This is a genomic window from Kitasatospora sp. NPDC086791 (assembly GCF_040685975.1).
Lineage (GTDB): Bacteria > Actinomycetota > Actinomycetes > Streptomycetales > Streptomycetaceae > Kitasatospora.
Map to the genome: position 1 here is coordinate 13,804 of NZ_JBFBOC010000033.1, position 14,830 is coordinate 28,633.

The window sequence follows — 14,830 nt, forward strand, 5'->3', positions numbered from 1 at the left end:
TCACCCCGAACGAGCCCGCACCCACCCGAAACAGGACCCCGACCAGGCCCCGACGGGCCGAAGGAAAGGCACCCCATGAGCACGAACGTCCGGCCGGCCGCCTGGAGCGGCCTGGTCCCCGTCGACGACACCGCCCTCGCCGTCACCGACACCGGCGGCCCCGGCATCCCGGTGGTCTACCTCAACGGCCAGTTCGCCACCCAGGGCTACTGGCGGCGCGTCATCACCGAACTCGGCCACGGCTACCGGCACATCACCTACGACGAGCGCGCCCGCGGCCGCACCTCCCACCGCTCGGCCGACTACTCCTTCGAAGCCGCCGTCCGCGACGTCGACGCCGTCCTCGCCGCCCGGGGCGTGGAACGGGCCCTGGTCCTCGGCTGGTCCTACGGGGCGTTCGTCGCCGCCCACTGGGCCTCCCGCAACCCCGGGCGCGCCCTGGGCGCCGTCCTGGTCGACGGCGCCCAGCCCTACGACTGGCTCGACGAGGCCATGGAGCAGCGCATCCGCAAGCAGTTCCGCCGGTGGGGCTGGTTCCTGCCGCTGCTGCGCCCCACCGGCCTGACCCCGCGGATGAACGCCGACGAGCTGGCGCGGTGCAACATCGAGCTGGGCAGGGTCGCCCGCGAACGCGAACTGGCCCCCGTGCTGGACGCCATCGCCGTCCCGACCCGGTACGTGGTCGCCTCCGGGGCGTCCCTGGGCAGCCGCGGCGACGAACAGGAACGCATCCGGGCGGGCCTGGCGGCGGTGGCCGCCCGCAACCCGGCGATCGAGATCAGCGCGAAGGTCGCGAGCAACCACGGCGCGATCCTGCGCAAGGACTTCCGCGCCGTCGCGGACGCCGTCCGCGAGATCACCCCCGCCGGACCCGCCGACCGCGCCGGACGCTGACGGCCCCGCACCCGGGCCCTTCCGCCGGCGCGCCGGTGCGAGGGGCGGCCGGAGGGGCGGGAGGAGGGCCGGCGGCCCCCGAACGGGTGGACTCCGCGCCCGGTGCCCCCGAGGCGGGCGTTCCCGGGGGCCGCGGTGGTGATGCTGCCGTGCGTCCGACCCCGACCCCCGAAAGGGCGCCCCCGTGCCACGCACCCCCCGCCGCGCGCTCCTCGCCGCCGCCCTGATCGCCGCCTGCGCACTGGCCCCGGTCACGGCGGCCCCCACCACCGCCGCCGCCCCCGCCACGGCCGCCACCGGCGGCCACGCCACCGGCGGCCACGCCACCGGAAACCACCGCTTCGACACCCACGACGGCGGGGACGACTGCCCGCCCGACGGCCTCGGCCCCGAGCTGACCGCCCGCCTGGACACCGCCATCGCGGACGTCCGCCGCCAGGCCGCCGTCCCCGGCGTCGTCGTCGGCCTGTGGATGCCGGGCCGGGGCTGCTACGTCCGCGCCACCGGCGTCGCCGACACCACCACCGGCGCGCCGATGCGCACCGACGACTTCGTCCGCATCGGCAGCGAGACCAAGACCTTCACCGTCACCGCGCTCCTCCAGCTCGTCGACGAACACCGCATCGGCCTGGACGACCCGATCTCCGCCCACCTCGACGGCGTGCCGGGCGGCGACTGCATCACGCTGCGCCAGCTCGCCGGGATGCGCAGCGGCCTGTTCCCGTACACCTCCGACCCCGGTTTCGTCCACGACCTGCTCAGCGACCCGCGGCGCTCCTTCACCCCGCAGGAGGCGCTCGCCTACGGTTTCCGGCACGACAACGACTTCGCCCCGGGCACGCGGTTCGAGTACTCCAACACCAACCTCGTGCTGCTCGGTCTGGTGGTCGAGAAGGTGACCGGCCGCCCGCTCGCCGAGGTGCTGCGCGAGCGCGTGCTGCGCCCGGCCGGTCTGCGCCGCACCCTGCTGCCCCGGGGCGCCGAGTTCCCCGTGCCGCACCCGCACGGCTACACCGACCAGACGCTCAGCGGCGCCACGGCGGACGCCACCGACTGGAACCCCAGCTGGGCCTGGGCCGCCGGGGCGATGATCTCCGACCTGCGGGACCTGCGGCACTGGGCGGAGGTCGTCGCCACCGGGCGGCTGCTCAGCCCCGCGACCCAGGCGCAGCGCCTGGCCACCCTGCCGACGGGTTTCCCCGACACGAGCTACGGTCTGGGCATCCTGGAGACGGGCGGGTGGATCGGGCACAACGGCTCCATCCCGGGCTACGAGACGGTGACGGTCTACCTGCCGGCGCAGCGGGCGACGCTGGTCGTCGAGATCAACACCGACTCCACCGTCCAGGGCCAGGAGCCGTCCACGCTGCTGGCCCGCGCGATCACCCGGATCGTCACGCCGGAGAACGTCTACGCGGGCGCGATCGCGACCCGGTAGCGGCGGGGCGGGCGGGGCGGGCGGGCGGGCGGTCAGTGCGCGCTCGTGCCGGCCCCGGCCCCGGCCGCCAGGGCGGCGGGCAGGGCCGTCAGGGAGTGCAGGACGGCGATGCCCTCGCCCGCCGGTGTGCCGGAGGCGGAGCGGTCGAGCCAGAAGGCGCGCAGGCCCGCGTCGCGGGCGCCGAGCGCATCGAGGTCGTGCTTGTCCCCCACGTAGGCGACCTGGTGCGGGGCGAGGCCCAGGCGTGCGCAGCCGGCCCGGAAGATGCCCGGGGCGGGTTTGGCCTCGCCGTGTTCGTCGGAGCAGACCAGCACCGCGTCGTCGAAGTGGTGCAGCAGGCCGATGGCGTCGAGTTTGCGGCGCTGGTGGCCGGTCGAGGAGTTGGAGACGATGCCGAGCCGGTAGGCGGGCGCGAGCGCGGCCAGCACCGGTGCGGCGTCCGGGAACGCGGCGCGGACGGTGTCGCGGTGGGCCGTGTACCCGGCGAACCAGGCGGCCGCCCGCTCGTCCGGCAGGTGCGCGGCGCCGTCCTCGCCGAGGCGGGCGAGGAACTGCCGGACGCGTTCGTACTGCTGGTCGGCGAAGGTCAGTTCGCCGGCCAGGAACCGCGCGTACTGCTCCTCCATGACGGCGCGCCACAGCGCCACCGCGGCGGCGGGCGCGGGGAAGCGGCCCAGCAGGCCGAGGTCCCGCAGGTGGGCGAGGATGCCGGCCTCCTCCGAGCCCGAGTAGTCGAACAAGGTGTCGTCGACGTCGAAGAGCACGCCCCTGATCGGCACGATCCGTCCTTCCCGTTCCCTGACCGTCCCGGGCCGCCCGGAACGGTGCGGATCCTACGCGGGCCCCGGGCGGATGCCCCTGTGGATGTCAGGCGTCGAAGACGATCTCGGGCCGGCGCGGGGAGGGGGCGTCCAGCAGCGGGGCGGCCGTGCCGCGCAGGTGGAGACCGAAGTAGGCGGTGAGGTAGGCGCGTTGGGCCTGGACGGCGCGGTGGGGGTCGCCGGTGCCGAGGAAGTGCTGCAGCTGGTCGGCGGGCCAGGCGAAGACGGCCTGGCCCTGGGGGATCAGCAGTTGCAGGTCGCAGTAGGAGAGGTGGCCGGAGTGGGTGAGGGTCAGGCGGCGGTGCCAGCCGGTCAGGTGGGGCCACAGTGTGTCCCACATGGTGTCGCGGGCGGGGCTGTCCCAGGCGGAGGCCATCAGCAGCAGGGGGGCGGTCCTGGTCGGCGGTGGCGCTGGTGCCGAGGAGGGGGCCGTCCAGGACGGCGCCGGCGCGGAGCAGCTGCCGCGTCCGGCGGCCGGTCGGATCCGGGGCATGGCGGGTGGAGGCCGCAGGCGTGGTCCGGGGCGTCCTCGGGGGCGGCGGCGCATCGCTGCGATGAGCCGGGCGGGGGCGGCCCGGCCGGGTGGGCCGGGCCGCCAGGCCGGGCGGCTCACACCTGTGCCATGCCGCCGTCCGCGAAGAGTTCGACGCCGGTGATGAAGCTGGAGGCGTCGCTGGAGAGGAAGACCGCGGCCTTCCCCATCTCGCGCGGGTCGGCGATCCGTCCGGTCGGGTTGCCCTCTCCCATGGTCTTGACGGCGGCGTCGACGTGATCGGCGCCCTGGGCCATCGCCAGTGCGCTGCGCAGGGAGTCGGTGTCGACCGCGCCGGGGCTGAGGATGTTCATTCGGATGCCCGATCCCTTGGTGTCCTGGATCCAGGCCCGGACGAAGGCGCGGACGGCGGCCTTCGAGCCGCCGTAGAGGCTCATCCCGCGCGGCGGGCGGATGGACGCCGTGGAGCCGATGATGACGACGGTGCCGCCGGGCGGCAGCAGCGCGAGCGCGGGCTGGACGGTGAAGAGGACGCCCTTGGCGTTGACGTCGAAGGTCCGGTCGAACTGCTCCTCGGTGATGGCGCCGAGCGGGGCGTGCGCGCCGATCCCGGCGTTGGCCACGACCGCGTCGAGTCGCCCGTGTCGCTCTTTCACCTGCCGGTAGGCGGCCTCCATGTCCGCGAGCCTGGTGACGTCGGCCACGATCCCCGAGCAGTTCGGCCCGATCGCCGCGACCGCCTCGTCGAGCGCCTCCTGGTGCAGGTCGGTGATGACCACGCGGGCGCCGTTGGCGACGAACTCCCGGGCGATGCCCAGGCCGACCCCGGACGCGCCGCCCGTGACGACGGCGACCTTGTCCACGAGCGAGAGACTCATCTTCTTCTCCTCTGAATGAGCGGATTGCCATGCGCCGCGTCCGCAGCGGGAGTCGTGCGGATGTGGGAGCCCAGGGCGTGACGGGGCCGGGGCCGGTGGCCCACCCGCTGCTCGCGGGACCGGCGGCCGCAGCCGCGCCGCGTCAAAGGTGCGGGCCGGAGGCACGCACGCGCGCGCGGGCGGCCGGTGCGGGCCCGCATGCCCTAGAGTGGAAGTGGAGGCTTCTCCACTTCCACTCACTGTAAGTGGAGGCGCCGCCGGTCAGCAAGCCCGGGAAGACAGGAGACCGCGGATGGCCAGAGAGACGGGGCGCCCGCTACGCGCCGACGCGCAGCGCAACCGGGACAAGATCCTCTCGGCCGCGGTGCGCGTCTTCGCCGAGGAGGGACTGGAAGCGCACCTGGAGCGCATCGCCAAGGAGGCCGGCGTCGGCTCCGGCACGCTCTACCGCAACTTCCCCACCCGGGAGGCCCTCATCGAGGCCGCCTACCGCAACGAGCTGACCCGGCTGTGCGACGCGGCCCCCGACCTGCTGGCCGCGCTGGCCCCGCGCGAGGCCCTGCGCGCCTGGACAGGCCGCTTCATCGACTACGCGACCGCCAAGCTCGGCATGGCCGACGCCCTGCGCGCCCTCGTCGAATCCGGCGTCAACCCCTACGCCCGGAGCCACGAGATGATGATGGCCGCCCTGACCTCGCTCCTGGCCGCCGGCGTCGAAGCCGGCACCATCCGCTCCGACATCGGCGCCACCGACATGTTCGCCGCCCTCACCGGCATCGCCCTCACCTCGGGGAAGCCGGAGCAGCGGGAGCAGGCCGAACGCCTCCTCGACCTCACTCTGGACGGCCTGAGCACCGGCCGGCGCTGACCGGCGCTGACCGGCGCTGACCGGCGGCGGGACCCGAGATCTCAGGGGACGGCCGACCGGACGCCGGCCCGGCCGCCCCGGTGCGGGACGGCCGGGGCGGAGGCGGGTTCAGTTCCCGAGGACCTCGCCGACCAGGGCGCGGGCCTCGTCCTGGACGCGGGCGAGGTGGTCGGGGCCGTGGAAGGACTCGGCGTAGATCTTGTAGACGTCCTCGGTGCCGGAGGGCCGGGCGGCGAACCAGGCGTTGTCGGTGCAGACCTTGATGCCGCCGATCGCGGCGCCGTTGCCGGGGGCGTTGGCGAGGACGGCGGTGATCTTCTCCCCGGCGAGTTCGCCGGCGCCGACCCGTTCGGGGGACAGCCGGGCCAGGCGGGCCTTCTGCTCGCGGTCGGCGGGGGCGTCGACGCGGGCGTAGGCGGGGGCGCCGTGGCGTTCGGTCAGTTCGCGGTAGCGGGCGCTGGGGGTGGCGCCGGTGACGGCGGTGATCTCGGAGGCGAGCAGGGCGAGCAGGATGCCGTCCTTGTCGGTGGTCCACACCCCGCCGTCGCGGCGCAGGAAGGAGGCGCCGGCGCTCTCCTCGCCGCCGAAGCCGAGCGAGCCCTCCAGCAGGCCGTCGACGAACCACTTGAAGCCGACCGGGACTTCGACCAGAGTGCGGCCGAGGTCGGCGGCGACGCGGTCGAGCATCGAGGAGGAGACCAGGGTCTTGCCGACGCCGGCGTCGGCGGGCCACTCGGCGCGGTGGCGGTAGAGGTAGTCGACGGCCACCGCCAGGTAGTGGTTGGGGTTCATCAGCCCGCCGTCGGGGGTGACGATGCCGTGCCGGTCGGCGTCGGCGTCGTTGCCGGTGGCGATGGCGTACTCGGCGCGGCGGGTGATGAGGGAGGCCATCGCGGACGGCGAGGAGCAGTCCATGCGGATCCGGCCGTCCCAGTCCAGGGTCATGAACCGCCACGTCGGGTCGGTGAGCGGGTTGACGACGGTCAGGTCCAGGCGGTGGGTGTCGGCGATGCGCGCCCAGTAGGCGACCGACGCGCCGCCCAGCGGGTCCGCGCCGATGCGCAGGCCCGCCGCGCGCACCGCGTCCAGGTCCAGGACGGAGGGCAGGTCCTCGACGTAGGCGGTGAGGTAGTCGTGGCGGGCGGTGGTGGCCGCGGCCAGGGCCCGCGCGTAGGGGACCTTCTTGACCCCGCGCAGGCCCTCGCGGATCAGTTCGTTGGCGCGGTCCTGGATCCATCCGGTGGCCTCGGAGCCGGCCGGGCCGCCGCTGGGCGGGTTGTACTTGAAGCCGCCGTCACGCGGCGGGTTGTGCGAGGGGGTGACCACGATGCCGTCGGCCAGCGCGCGGGGGCTGCGCCGGTTGTGGGCGAGGATGGCGTGCGAGACCGCCGGGGTGGGGGTGTAGCCGTCGGCGGCGTCGATCAGCACGTGCACGCCGTTGGCGGCCAGCACCTCCAGGGCGGTGGTCTTCGCCGGTTCGGACAGGGCGTGGGTGTCCGCGCCCAGGAACAGCGGCCCGGCGACGCCCTGTTCGGCGCGGTACTCGCAGATCGCCTGCGTGGTCGCGGCGATGTGGTCCTCGTTGAACGCCGCGTCCAGCGACGAGCCCCGGTGTCCCGAGGTCCCGAACGCCACCCGCTGTCCGGGCTCCTGCGGGTCCGGGTGCAGCGCGTAGTAGGCCGTCACCAGCCGCGCCACGTCCACCAGGTCACCGGCCTGCGCCGGCTGCCCGGCCCGTGCGTGTGCCATCCGTCTTCTCCCGCCACTTCCGACTTGTGTGCCGTACGCGTCCTTGCCCCGTGCTCACCGATCGTAGCCAGAACGCGACGGTGCCCCGAACCGCGGTGGGCGGTCCGGGGCACAAGGGCACGACATGTTCTCCGGGGGTTCAGCCGGGCAGCTGCTGGCGGTGGGCGTCCAGGGCGGGCGCGGTGAGGATCGCGAGGAACTCCGTCACCCGGTACTCGCACAGTCCGGCCAGTGCGAACGGGTCGGTGGCCGCCAACGCCTCGATCGCGGCCCGGTCCTCCCCCACCGCCAGGATCACCCCGCCGTCGCGGGGCACCTTGCGACCCGAGGCGAGGAAGGTGCCCCGCGCGTAGTTCGCCTCCAGCCACGCGATGTGCTGCGGCAGGGCGGCGTCGATCCGCTCGACGGGGGCGGTGTAGGTCAGCTCAAGAACGAACATGCCGCCCAGGCTAGACCCGCCGATCCGGGCCTCCCGCACGGGGGTTGACGGGCACGGCGGGTGCGGCGGGCCGGCTTCGGCCCGCTTCCGGGCGCTGCTCCCGGGGCCGTTCCCGGACCCATCCCCGGGCTCGTTCCCGGGCCGATTCCCGGGCGCCGGGAGGGTGCCGACCCCCATCCTGCCAGGTCGGGCAAGGGTCCGGTAGGACGCAGCACACCCGGTTTTCGCCTTGCCGGGCGGTGGGCACGGCCCGCAGACTCGTGCGACATCCCCTCCCCCTTCGCACGGCCCGACGTGCCGCCGCCCCCGTCACGGGCGGCCGGCGCGTGGCGGCGGCGTGCCCGGGGGCGGGGTGGAACGAGCGGACGCAACGAAGGGGGAACACCGGATGAGCGGGACGAGCCGGACCGGCACGACGGGCACGACGGGCGTGCACGGGGACCTGGTGCTGCGGGCGCGGGTGCGGCTGCTGAGCCACAACGAGCGGGTGCTGCACGGCGAGGAGGGCCTGTGGGTGTACCGGACGCTGTTCGCGGTGAGCCCGCGCGTGTACGCCTTCAAGCTGGCGCTGGTGCTGCGGGAGGCGGCCGAGGGCCCGCGGGTGGCGCGGCTGCCGGGGGCGCGGGCGGCGCTGCTGGCGCAGGCGCGGGCGGCCTCGGCGCGGATCCCGGCCGATGCGCCGGTGCGTCAGGTGCGGATGTGGGAGTACTCGGTGACGGAGTTGCGGCTGACGGAGCTGCGGCTGACGGACTGACTGCTGACGCGGTGGCAGGTGGGGCGTGCGCGCGGGTAGGCGGCCGCGGGATGGTTGCGGTACAACAATCCCTGTGTGACGACTGATCGGAGAAATTCTTTATGCGCAGGTCAGGACTGTCGCGTCGGGCCCTTCTCGCCGGTGCCGCGGCGGGTGCCGGTGCCGTCGTCGTGGGCTGGGACACCTCCGCCCGGGCGTGGGCCGCCGAGCCGGGCGCCTCGGTGGCGCAACTGCCGCCCCTGGACGGGGTGGTGACGCTGCAGGGGGCGGGGGTGGAGCGGTTCGCCTCCGATTTCGGGCACCTGGTGTCCGCGGCGCCGCGGGCGGTGCTGCGGCCCGCTTCGGTGCGGGACGTGCAGCGGGTGGTGGCCTTCGCCGCCCGGCACCGCATCCCGGTGGCGGTCAACGGGCAGAGCGGGGACCTGGCGCAGGTCGGCGAGGCGGGGCTGGAGTCGCACTCCAGCTACGGCCAGGCCAACCCGCGTGGCGGGATCGCGATCGACGCGCGCGGCCTGTCGAAGGTGGTGTCGGTGCGGCCGGGGCGCGCGGTGGTGGAGGCCGGGGCGACGTGGGCGCAGGTGGTCGAGGCGGGGCTGGCGGCGGGCTGGGTGCCGCCGTGCCTGACGGACTACCTGCACCTGTCGGTGGGCGGGACGCTGAGCGTGGGCGGGATCGGCGGCGCGGTGCAGCGCTTCGGCCTGCAGGCGGACCGGGTGCTGGAGCTGGAGGTGGTGACGGGCACCGGTGAGCTGGTGACGGCCTCGCCCGCGCGCGGGCGGGAGCTGTTCGAGGCGGTGCTGGCCGGCGGCGGGCAGGCCGGGATCATCGTGCGGGCCACCCTGGCGCTGGTGCCGGTGCGCGAGCGCGCCCACGTGTTCTCGCTGTACTACGACGACCTGGACACCTACCTGGCCGACCAGGAGAAGGTGCTGGCCGAGGGGCGCTTCGACCTGCAGGTCGGCGACGTGGAGCGCAGCGCGGACGGGTCGCGGTGGCGGTACAAGGCGGAGCTGGTGGCGTTCGCGGACGCGGGGCGGGGGGTGGACCGCGCGGCGCTGCTGGCGGGGCTGGATCCGGCGCCGGGCGGGGTGTCGGTGGTGGAGCAGAGCTGGCGGGAGTACGCGTTCCGGGTGGACGCGTTCGCGGGGTACCTGCGGGCGGCGGGGCTGTGGGGGCTGCCGAAGCCGTGGCTGAGCGTGTTCCTGCCGGCGTCGGCGGCGCGGGTGTTCATGGCGGAGGCGGCCGCGTCGCTGACGCCCGCGGACCTGGGGGCGGGGCCGCTGCTGTTCTACCCGTACGCGCGGCGGCGGGTGGGGGTGCCGCTGGCGGTGCTGCCGGAGGGGGAGGTGGGCTGGCACTTCGACCTGCTGGCGTTCCCGGGGCCGGGGTCGGACACGGCGGCGATGCTGGAGCGCAACCGGCGGCTGTACGACCGGGCGGTGGAGCTGGGCGGCAAGCGGTACCTGATCGGGGCGGTGCCGGGGATGACGGGGGCGGACTGGCGGCGTCACTACGGGGGGCTGTGGGAGCGGGTGGTGCGGGCGAAGCGGCGGTTCGATCCGGCGGGGATCCTGGCGCCGGGTCAGGGCATCCACGGGTCCTGAGCGGGCGGTGCGGGGCGGCCCCGGGGGGCGGTTTCCCGGGGCCGCCCCGTGCCGGCCTCCGCCGTCCTGCCCGGGACCGTTCGTACCGGCCCCCGGGGGGGCGTCAGGCGATCTCCATCTGCGCCATCATCCCCATCGCCGAGTGGTCCAGCAGGTGGCAGTGGTACGGGTAGCGGCCGCGGTAGGAGTCGAAGACGGCCTGCAGGCGCACGCGCTCGCCCGGCAACAGGCGCACCGTGTCCTTGAGCCCCGACTCCGCGGGGCCGGGCGCCTGGCCGTTGCGCTCCAGCACCCGGAACTGCACCAGGTGCAGGTGGAAGTTGTGCGGGACGTCGGTGTTGGCGTTGACGACCGTCCAGATCTCCGAGGTGCCGAAGGCCACCTGCGCGTCCACCCGCGCCGGGTCGTACACCTTGCCGTCGATCAGGCCGCGCGGCTCGGCCCCCTGGGCCTGCTCGACCTTCAGCACCACGGTGCGCTCGCGCGCCGCCGCGCCGAGGGCGGGCAGGGTGCGCAGCCGGTCGGGGACGCTGCTGGGGTCGTGGGCGGAGCGCACGATGTCGAAGCGCAGTACCTGGCCGACGTGTTCGGCGGGGCCCGGCGGCATGGAGTTGGTGAGGACCACGGAGGAGCCGACCGGGTAGCGGGAGAAGTCGATGACGACGTCGGCGCGTTCGCCGGGTGACAGGTCGATGGTGTCGGTGGTGTGGGGGCGTTCGAGCAGGCCGCCGTCGGAGCCGATCTGGGTGATCGGGCCGCCGTCGGCCAGGCGCAGGGAGAAGAAGCGCAGGTTGGAGGAGTTGAGCAGGCGCAGCCGGTAGCGGCGGGCGGCGACCTCGGCCTTGGGCCAGGGGCGGCCGTTGGCGAGGATGGTGGTGCGGTTGAAGGGGTCGTCCATGCGGTAGACGAGGTTGCCGGAGGCGTCGAAGCGGGCGTCGCGCAGGGCGATGGGCAGGTCGTAGCGGCCGGAGGGCAGTGGCAGGGCGGCCTCGGTGGCGTCGGTGAGCAGGTAGGTGCCGGCCATGCCGCGGTAGACGTGCTCGGATTCCATGTGGTGGGCGTGGTCGTGGAACCACAGGCTCGCGTGGGGCTGGTCGTTGGGGTAGGTGTAGGTGCGGCTGGCGCCGGGGCCCAGCAGGTTCATCGGGCCGCCGTCGCTGTCCGCGGGCACCCTGGAGCCGTGCAGGTGGACCGAGACGGCGTCGTCCAGCAGGTTGGTCTGGCGCACGATGACCGGCCGTCCGGAGCGGGCGCGGATGACCGGGCCGGGGAAGGCGCCGTTGTAGGTGAGGACCTCGGTGCGGTGCCCGGGCAGGATGCGGGCGAAGGAGCGGAGCATGGTGACGGCGTAGGTGTCGGTGCCGCCGGAGGTGGAGACCGGGCTGAGCACCGGGGGGACCGGCAGGGCGGTGGTGAACTTCGGTGCCAGGGCGGGGCCGGTGTCGGGGCCCGGGTCGGGGGCGTCGGTGCCGGTCGGGTGGGTGTGCGCGGCGGTGGCGTCCTGCACGGAGGCGGCGGGGGCGACGGAGGCGGCCGGGCGCAGCGTGGTGCGCATGAGCAGGACTCCTCCCCCGGTCGCCAGGGCGGCGCCGATCATCCTGCGTCTGGTCACCATGGCGTGTTCCTCCCGCGTGCTGCTCCCCCGCCTGCCCAGCGGGTGCGGGGCGGCCTTGTCCGGGGGTGATTGCAGCAGCGCCGCCTTGGGTGTCGCTGGGGTCCGGCTGGGGCGGGCGGGCGGGGCCGGCGAGCGGGGCGTGCGGCGGGCGCGGGCGGTGGTGCCGGGGGCGTGCGGGCGGGTGGTGCGGGGTGCGGCGGCGGTGAGCTGGGCGTGTTGCGGGCGCCTTGCGCGGCGTCATCACCGTGGCTCGGGACGCACTGGAGGAACGCTCGCGATCCGGGGCAGCCGGGAGCCGGTGGGCTCCCGGAGGACTCGAAGGGAAGGGCCCAAGCGTGGACCTGCGGTACTGGCTGCCGAAGGCGGCCGAGGTGGCGGAGCGGTGGGGGGAACGGTTCGGGAGCTTCGCCGCGCACCCCTCGCACCAGGTGGACGAGGCGGACTTCGCCGCCGCGTTCGAGCGTTTCGCCAAGCGCCTGGAGCACAACTACCCGTTCTTCCACCCGCGGTACGCCGGGCAGATGGTCAAGCCCCCGCATCCGGCGGCGCTGGTGGGCTACCTGACGGCGATGCGGTTCAACCCGAACAACCACGCCTACGAGGGCGGTCCGGCCACCAACGACATGGAACGCGAGTGCGTGGCGCAGCTGGCTGCGATGTTCGGTCTGCCCGCGCACGTGGGGCACCTGACGAGCAGTGGCACCATCGCCAACCTGGAGGCGCTGTACGTGGCGCGCCAGAGCCACCCGGGCAAGGGGGTGGCGTACAGCGCGCAGGCGCACTACACCCACAGCCGGATGTGTCACGTGCTGGGCGTCGAGGGCCACGCGGTGGCCGCCGACGCGCAGGGGCGGATGGATCCGGACGCGCTGGAGGAGGTGCTGCGCGCGGGGCGGGTGGGCACGGTCGTGGTGACCTGCGGCACCACCGGGCTGGGCGCGGTGGACCCGGTGCACGAGGTACTGGCGCTGGCGCGCCGGTACGGGGCGCGGGTGCACGTGGACGCCGCCTACGGCGGGTTCTTCGCGCTGCTGGCGGGTGACGGTGCCACGGCGGCGGAGCTGGGCGTCGACGCGGCGCCGTGGCGGGCGATCGCGGGGTGCGACTCGGTGACCGTCGATCCGCACAAGCACGGTCTGCAGCCGTACGGCTGCGGGGCGGTGCTGTTCGCGGACCCGGCCATCGGGCGGCATTTCGCCCACGACTCCCCGTACACCTACTTCACCGACGCGGAGCTGCACCTGGGCGAGATCAGCCTGGAGTGCTCGCGTGCCGGTGCCTCGGCCGCCGCGCTGTGGCTGACCCTGCAGTTGCTGCCGCTGACCGTGCAGGGGCTGGGCGCGGGGCTGGTGGCGGGCCGGCGGGCCGCGCTGGCGTGGGCCGACCTGATCGAGGCGAGTGAGGAGCTGACGCTGCACCAGCGGCCGCAGCTCGACATCGTCACCTACTTCCCCACCCCGGGCGGGGCGGGCGCCCTGGCGGCGGTCGACGCCGCCAGTGACCGCGTCCTGCGCGCGGGGATGGCGGACGAGCGGGATCCGGTGTACCTGAGCGTGCTGCGTGTGGACGCCGCGGACTTCGTGCGTCGTCACCCGGGTGTGGTGGCCGACGCGGACGGGGCGCGGGTGCTGCGCAGCGTGCTGATCAAGCCGGAGGCCGAGGCGTGGCTGCCGCGGCTGCACGCGCGGGTCGCGGCGCTGGCCGCGGACGCGGTCGCCGCCGGTACGCCCGGGCCCTCGCCCGCCGCACCGCCGGCACCGGCCGCGCCCTCGCCCGCCGCACCGCCGGCTCCCTCCGCTCCGCCCGCACCGCCGTACGCCGCTCCGTCCGCACCGCCGGCACCGTCCGCACCGCCGTACGTCCCCTCGTCCGTCCGCTCGCCCGAGGAGAGTGCCCGTTGACCACCGCCACCGCCCTGCCCGCCGACGCGGGCACCGCCCCGCGGCCCGCCGCGGGCGCCGCCCTGCGCCGGGCCCGTCCCGACGAGGCGCCCGCCCTGGCCCGGCTGCTCGCCGCGGCCTTCGCCGACGACGCGCTGATGCTGTGGGCCTTCCCCGACCCGGACCACCGTGCCCGGGTCATGCCCGCCTTCTTCCGCGTCCAGCTCGACCAGTGCCTGGCCCACCAGGGCGTCACGGTCGCCACCGACGACGCCGGCGCGCTGCTGGGCGCGCTGCTGTTCCTGCCCCCGGGCACCTGGGAGGACCCGGGCGGCGCCGACGACGACGCCGTCCGCGCCCTGACCGAGGCCGTCGACGCCGACCTGTCCGGCGAGTCCGCCGAGCGCCTGGCCGCCATCGTCCGCCTGCAGCACCGCCGCCACCCGCGCCACCGCCGCCACTACTACCTGGCGTTCATCGGCGTGCACCCCGACGCCCGTGCCGCCGGCACCGCGGAGGCGCTGGTGAGCGCCGTCCTCGCCGAGGTCGACGCCGCCGGCCAGGCCGCCTACGCCGAGACCAGTTCCTCCGGCGGCGCCCGGCTGTGCGAGAACCACGGCTTCACCCGCTTCGGCGAGGTCATCGCCCTGCCCGGCGGCGGCCCCCGCCTGGCCCCGGTCTGGCGGGGGCCCCGGTGACCGCGTCCGCGTCCGCGTCCGCGTCCGCCACCGGCGCCCTGCGCGTGTTCAGCGCCGAGCACATCGACGCCGGCCACGCCGCCGCCCACCCGGAGGCCGTCGCCGTCCTCGCCTGGGCCCGCGAGTTCCTCACCACCGCCCACCCGGACCTGGGCCGCAGCGGCCCGGTCTGCCCCTACACCCAGCCCTCGCTGCGCCGCGGCCTGTTCCACATCGCCGTCGCCGACGGTGACGACGGCAGCGGTGACCTGCCCGCGCTGGTCGGCGAACTGCGGTCCCGCTACGACGAGTTGCTCGCCGCTCTGGCGGAGGAGTCGGACCGCGAGCTGCTGACCGTGCTGCTGGTGCTGCCCGATCTGGACCACACCGACTCCACGGCGCTGGACGAGGCGCAGCGCAAGGCCAAGGACGAGTTCGTCGAGCAGGGTCTGATGATCGGCCAGTTCCATCCGGTGTGCGAGGAGCCGGGCCTGTGGAACCGGACGTTCCGTCCGCTGCGGGCGCCGGTGCCGCTGCTGGCGGTGCGCAAGCTGCTGGTCTTCGACCTGCCGTTCCTCACCGGGGACGAGACCCATCTGAACCACTACCTGGCCCGTTTCGCGCCCGAGGTGCCGGCCCGGATCCGCGAGCAGCTGGTGACCAGCGTCCACGCCCACCAGCGGTCGGCCGCCTGACCCACCCCTCCCCTGCGCGCGCGGA

14 protein-coding genes are annotated in these 14,830 nt (G+C 75.1%); 8 read left to right on the top strand and 6 right to left on the bottom strand.

Annotation, left to right across the window (positions count from 1 at the left end):
• Positions 1 to 75: 75 nt before the first annotated feature.
• Positions 76 to 894 carry an alpha/beta fold hydrolase gene (locus tag AB0Q99_RS29020; RefSeq protein WP_363576533.1) on the top strand — a complete coding sequence of 273 codons (819 nt, stop codon included), beginning with the start codon at positions 76 to 78 and terminating at the stop codon, positions 892 to 894.
• Between the two features lie 184 nt (positions 895 to 1,078).
• Positions 1,079 to 2,332, top strand: a complete 1,254-nt coding sequence (locus AB0Q99_RS29025; protein ID WP_363576534.1) for a serine hydrolase domain-containing protein — start codon at positions 1,079 to 1,081, stop codon at positions 2,330 to 2,332.
• A 32-nt stretch (positions 2,333 to 2,364) separates the two neighbouring features.
• On the opposite strand, the gene AB0Q99_RS29030 is transcribed toward AB0Q99_RS29025, so the two are convergent.
• From AB0Q99_RS29030 to AB0Q99_RS29040, 3 genes are all read right to left on the bottom strand, one after another.
• Positions 2,365 to 3,111, bottom strand: a complete 747-nt coding sequence (locus AB0Q99_RS29030; RefSeq protein WP_363576535.1) for an HAD family hydrolase — start codon at positions 3,109 to 3,111, stop codon at positions 2,365 to 2,367.
• Positions 3,112 to 3,199: 88 nt separating this feature from the next.
• The gene (locus AB0Q99_RS29035; protein WP_363576536.1) at positions 3,200 to 3,646 is read right to left on the bottom strand and encodes a GAG-pre-integrase domain-containing protein; all 447 of its coding nucleotides are present in this window, start codon (positions 3,644 to 3,646) and stop codon (positions 3,200 to 3,202) included.
• A gap of 116 nt (positions 3,647 to 3,762) precedes the next feature.
• Positions 3,763 to 4,524, bottom strand: a complete 762-nt coding sequence (locus AB0Q99_RS29040; protein WP_363576537.1) for an SDR family oxidoreductase — start codon at positions 4,522 to 4,524, stop codon at positions 3,763 to 3,765.
• Between the two features lie 292 nt (positions 4,525 to 4,816).
• Between AB0Q99_RS29040 and AB0Q99_RS29045 the strand changes: the two genes are divergently transcribed.
• Positions 4,817 to 5,392, top strand: a complete 576-nt coding sequence (locus tag AB0Q99_RS29045; RefSeq protein ID WP_363576538.1) for a helix-turn-helix domain-containing protein — start codon at positions 4,817 to 4,819, stop codon at positions 5,390 to 5,392.
• Positions 5,393 to 5,500: 108 nt separating this feature from the next.
• Here the strand turns inward: AB0Q99_RS29045 and pgm are convergent, their stop codons facing one another.
• Both pgm and AB0Q99_RS29055 read right to left on the bottom strand, forming a co-directional pair.
• Complete coding sequence (pgm, locus tag AB0Q99_RS29050) at positions 5,501 to 7,141, bottom strand: phosphoglucomutase (alpha-D-glucose-1,6-bisphosphate-dependent) (protein ID WP_363576539.1); 1,641 nt, start codon at positions 7,139 to 7,141, stop codon at positions 5,501 to 5,503.
• A gap of 139 nt (positions 7,142 to 7,280) precedes the next feature.
• Entirely contained in the window at positions 7,281 to 7,580 is a 300-nt protein-coding gene (locus tag AB0Q99_RS29055) for a YciI family protein (RefSeq protein WP_363576540.1), read from the bottom strand.
• Positions 7,581 to 7,968: 388 nt separating this feature from the next.
• Here AB0Q99_RS29055 and AB0Q99_RS29060 point away from each other — a divergent pair, with 388 nt between their 5' ends.
• Positions 7,969 to 8,334 carry a hypothetical protein gene (locus tag AB0Q99_RS29060; RefSeq protein ID WP_363576541.1) on the top strand — a complete coding sequence of 122 codons (366 nt, stop codon included), beginning with the start codon at positions 7,969 to 7,971 and terminating at the stop codon, positions 8,332 to 8,334.
• 101 nt (positions 8,335 to 8,435) lie between these two features.
• Positions 8,436 to 9,938: an FAD-binding protein gene (locus AB0Q99_RS29065; RefSeq protein ID WP_363576542.1), complete on the top strand. Its 1,503-nt coding sequence runs from the start codon at positions 8,436 to 8,438 to the stop codon at positions 9,936 to 9,938.
• 103 nt (positions 9,939 to 10,041) lie between these two features.
• Here AB0Q99_RS29065 and AB0Q99_RS29070 read toward each other — a convergent pair whose 3' ends face one another.
• A complete protein-coding gene (locus AB0Q99_RS29070) occupies positions 10,042 to 11,553 on the bottom strand; it encodes a multicopper oxidase domain-containing protein (protein WP_363576543.1) in 1,512 nt (503 codons plus the stop codon).
• 335 nt (positions 11,554 to 11,888) lie between these two features.
• On the opposite strand from AB0Q99_RS29070, the gene AB0Q99_RS29075 reads away from it, so the two are divergent.
• Genes AB0Q99_RS29075 through AB0Q99_RS29085 form a run of 3 tightly spaced genes read left to right on the top strand, consistent with a single transcriptional unit; the run spans position 11,889 to position 14,805 of the window.
• A complete protein-coding gene (locus AB0Q99_RS29075; RefSeq protein ID WP_363576544.1) occupies positions 11,889 to 13,454 on the top strand; it encodes an aminotransferase class V-fold PLP-dependent enzyme in 1,566 nt (521 codons plus the stop codon).
• Entirely contained in the window at positions 13,451 to 14,131 is a 681-nt protein-coding gene (locus tag AB0Q99_RS29080; protein WP_363576545.1) for a hypothetical protein, read from the top strand. The genes AB0Q99_RS29075 and AB0Q99_RS29080 overlap by 4 nt, the downstream gene beginning before the upstream one ends.
• The gene (locus AB0Q99_RS29085) at positions 14,128 to 14,805 is read left to right on the top strand and encodes a DUF6875 domain-containing protein (protein ID WP_363576546.1); all 678 of its coding nucleotides are present in this window, start codon (positions 14,128 to 14,130) and stop codon (positions 14,803 to 14,805) included. Before AB0Q99_RS29080 ends, AB0Q99_RS29085 begins: the two co-directional genes overlap by 4 nt.
• Positions 14,806 to 14,830: the final 25 nt, after the last annotated feature.

Excerpts from the sequence above, each read along its gene's own strand:
- AB0Q99_RS29020 (WP_363576533.1), top strand. The coding sequence starts at position 76 with ATGAGCACGAACGTCCGGCCGGCCGCCTGGAGCGGCCTGGTCCCCGTC.
- AB0Q99_RS29035 (WP_363576536.1), bottom strand. The coding sequence starts at position 3,646 with ATGCCCCGGATCCGACCGGCCGCCGGACGCGGCAGCTGCTCCGCGCCG.
- AB0Q99_RS29040 (WP_363576537.1), bottom strand. The coding sequence starts at position 4,524 with ATGAGTCTCTCGCTCGTGGACAAGGTCGCCGTCGTCACGGGCGGCGCG.
- AB0Q99_RS29045 (WP_363576538.1), top strand. The coding sequence starts at position 4,817 with ATGGCCAGAGAGACGGGGCGCCCGCTACGCGCCGACGCGCAGCGCAAC.
- pgm (WP_363576539.1), bottom strand. The coding sequence starts at position 7,141 with ATGGCACACGCACGGGCCGGGCAGCCGGCGCAGGCCGGTGACCTGGTG.
- AB0Q99_RS29055 (WP_363576540.1), bottom strand. The coding sequence starts at position 7,580 with ATGTTCGTTCTTGAGCTGACCTACACCGCCCCCGTCGAGCGGATCGAC.
- AB0Q99_RS29060 (WP_363576541.1), top strand. The coding sequence starts at position 7,969 with ATGAGCGGGACGAGCCGGACCGGCACGACGGGCACGACGGGCGTGCAC.
- AB0Q99_RS29065 (WP_363576542.1), top strand. The coding sequence starts at position 8,436 with ATGCGCAGGTCAGGACTGTCGCGTCGGGCCCTTCTCGCCGGTGCCGCG.
- AB0Q99_RS29070 (WP_363576543.1), bottom strand. The coding sequence starts at position 11,553 with ATGGTGACCAGACGCAGGATGATCGGCGCCGCCCTGGCGACCGGGGGA.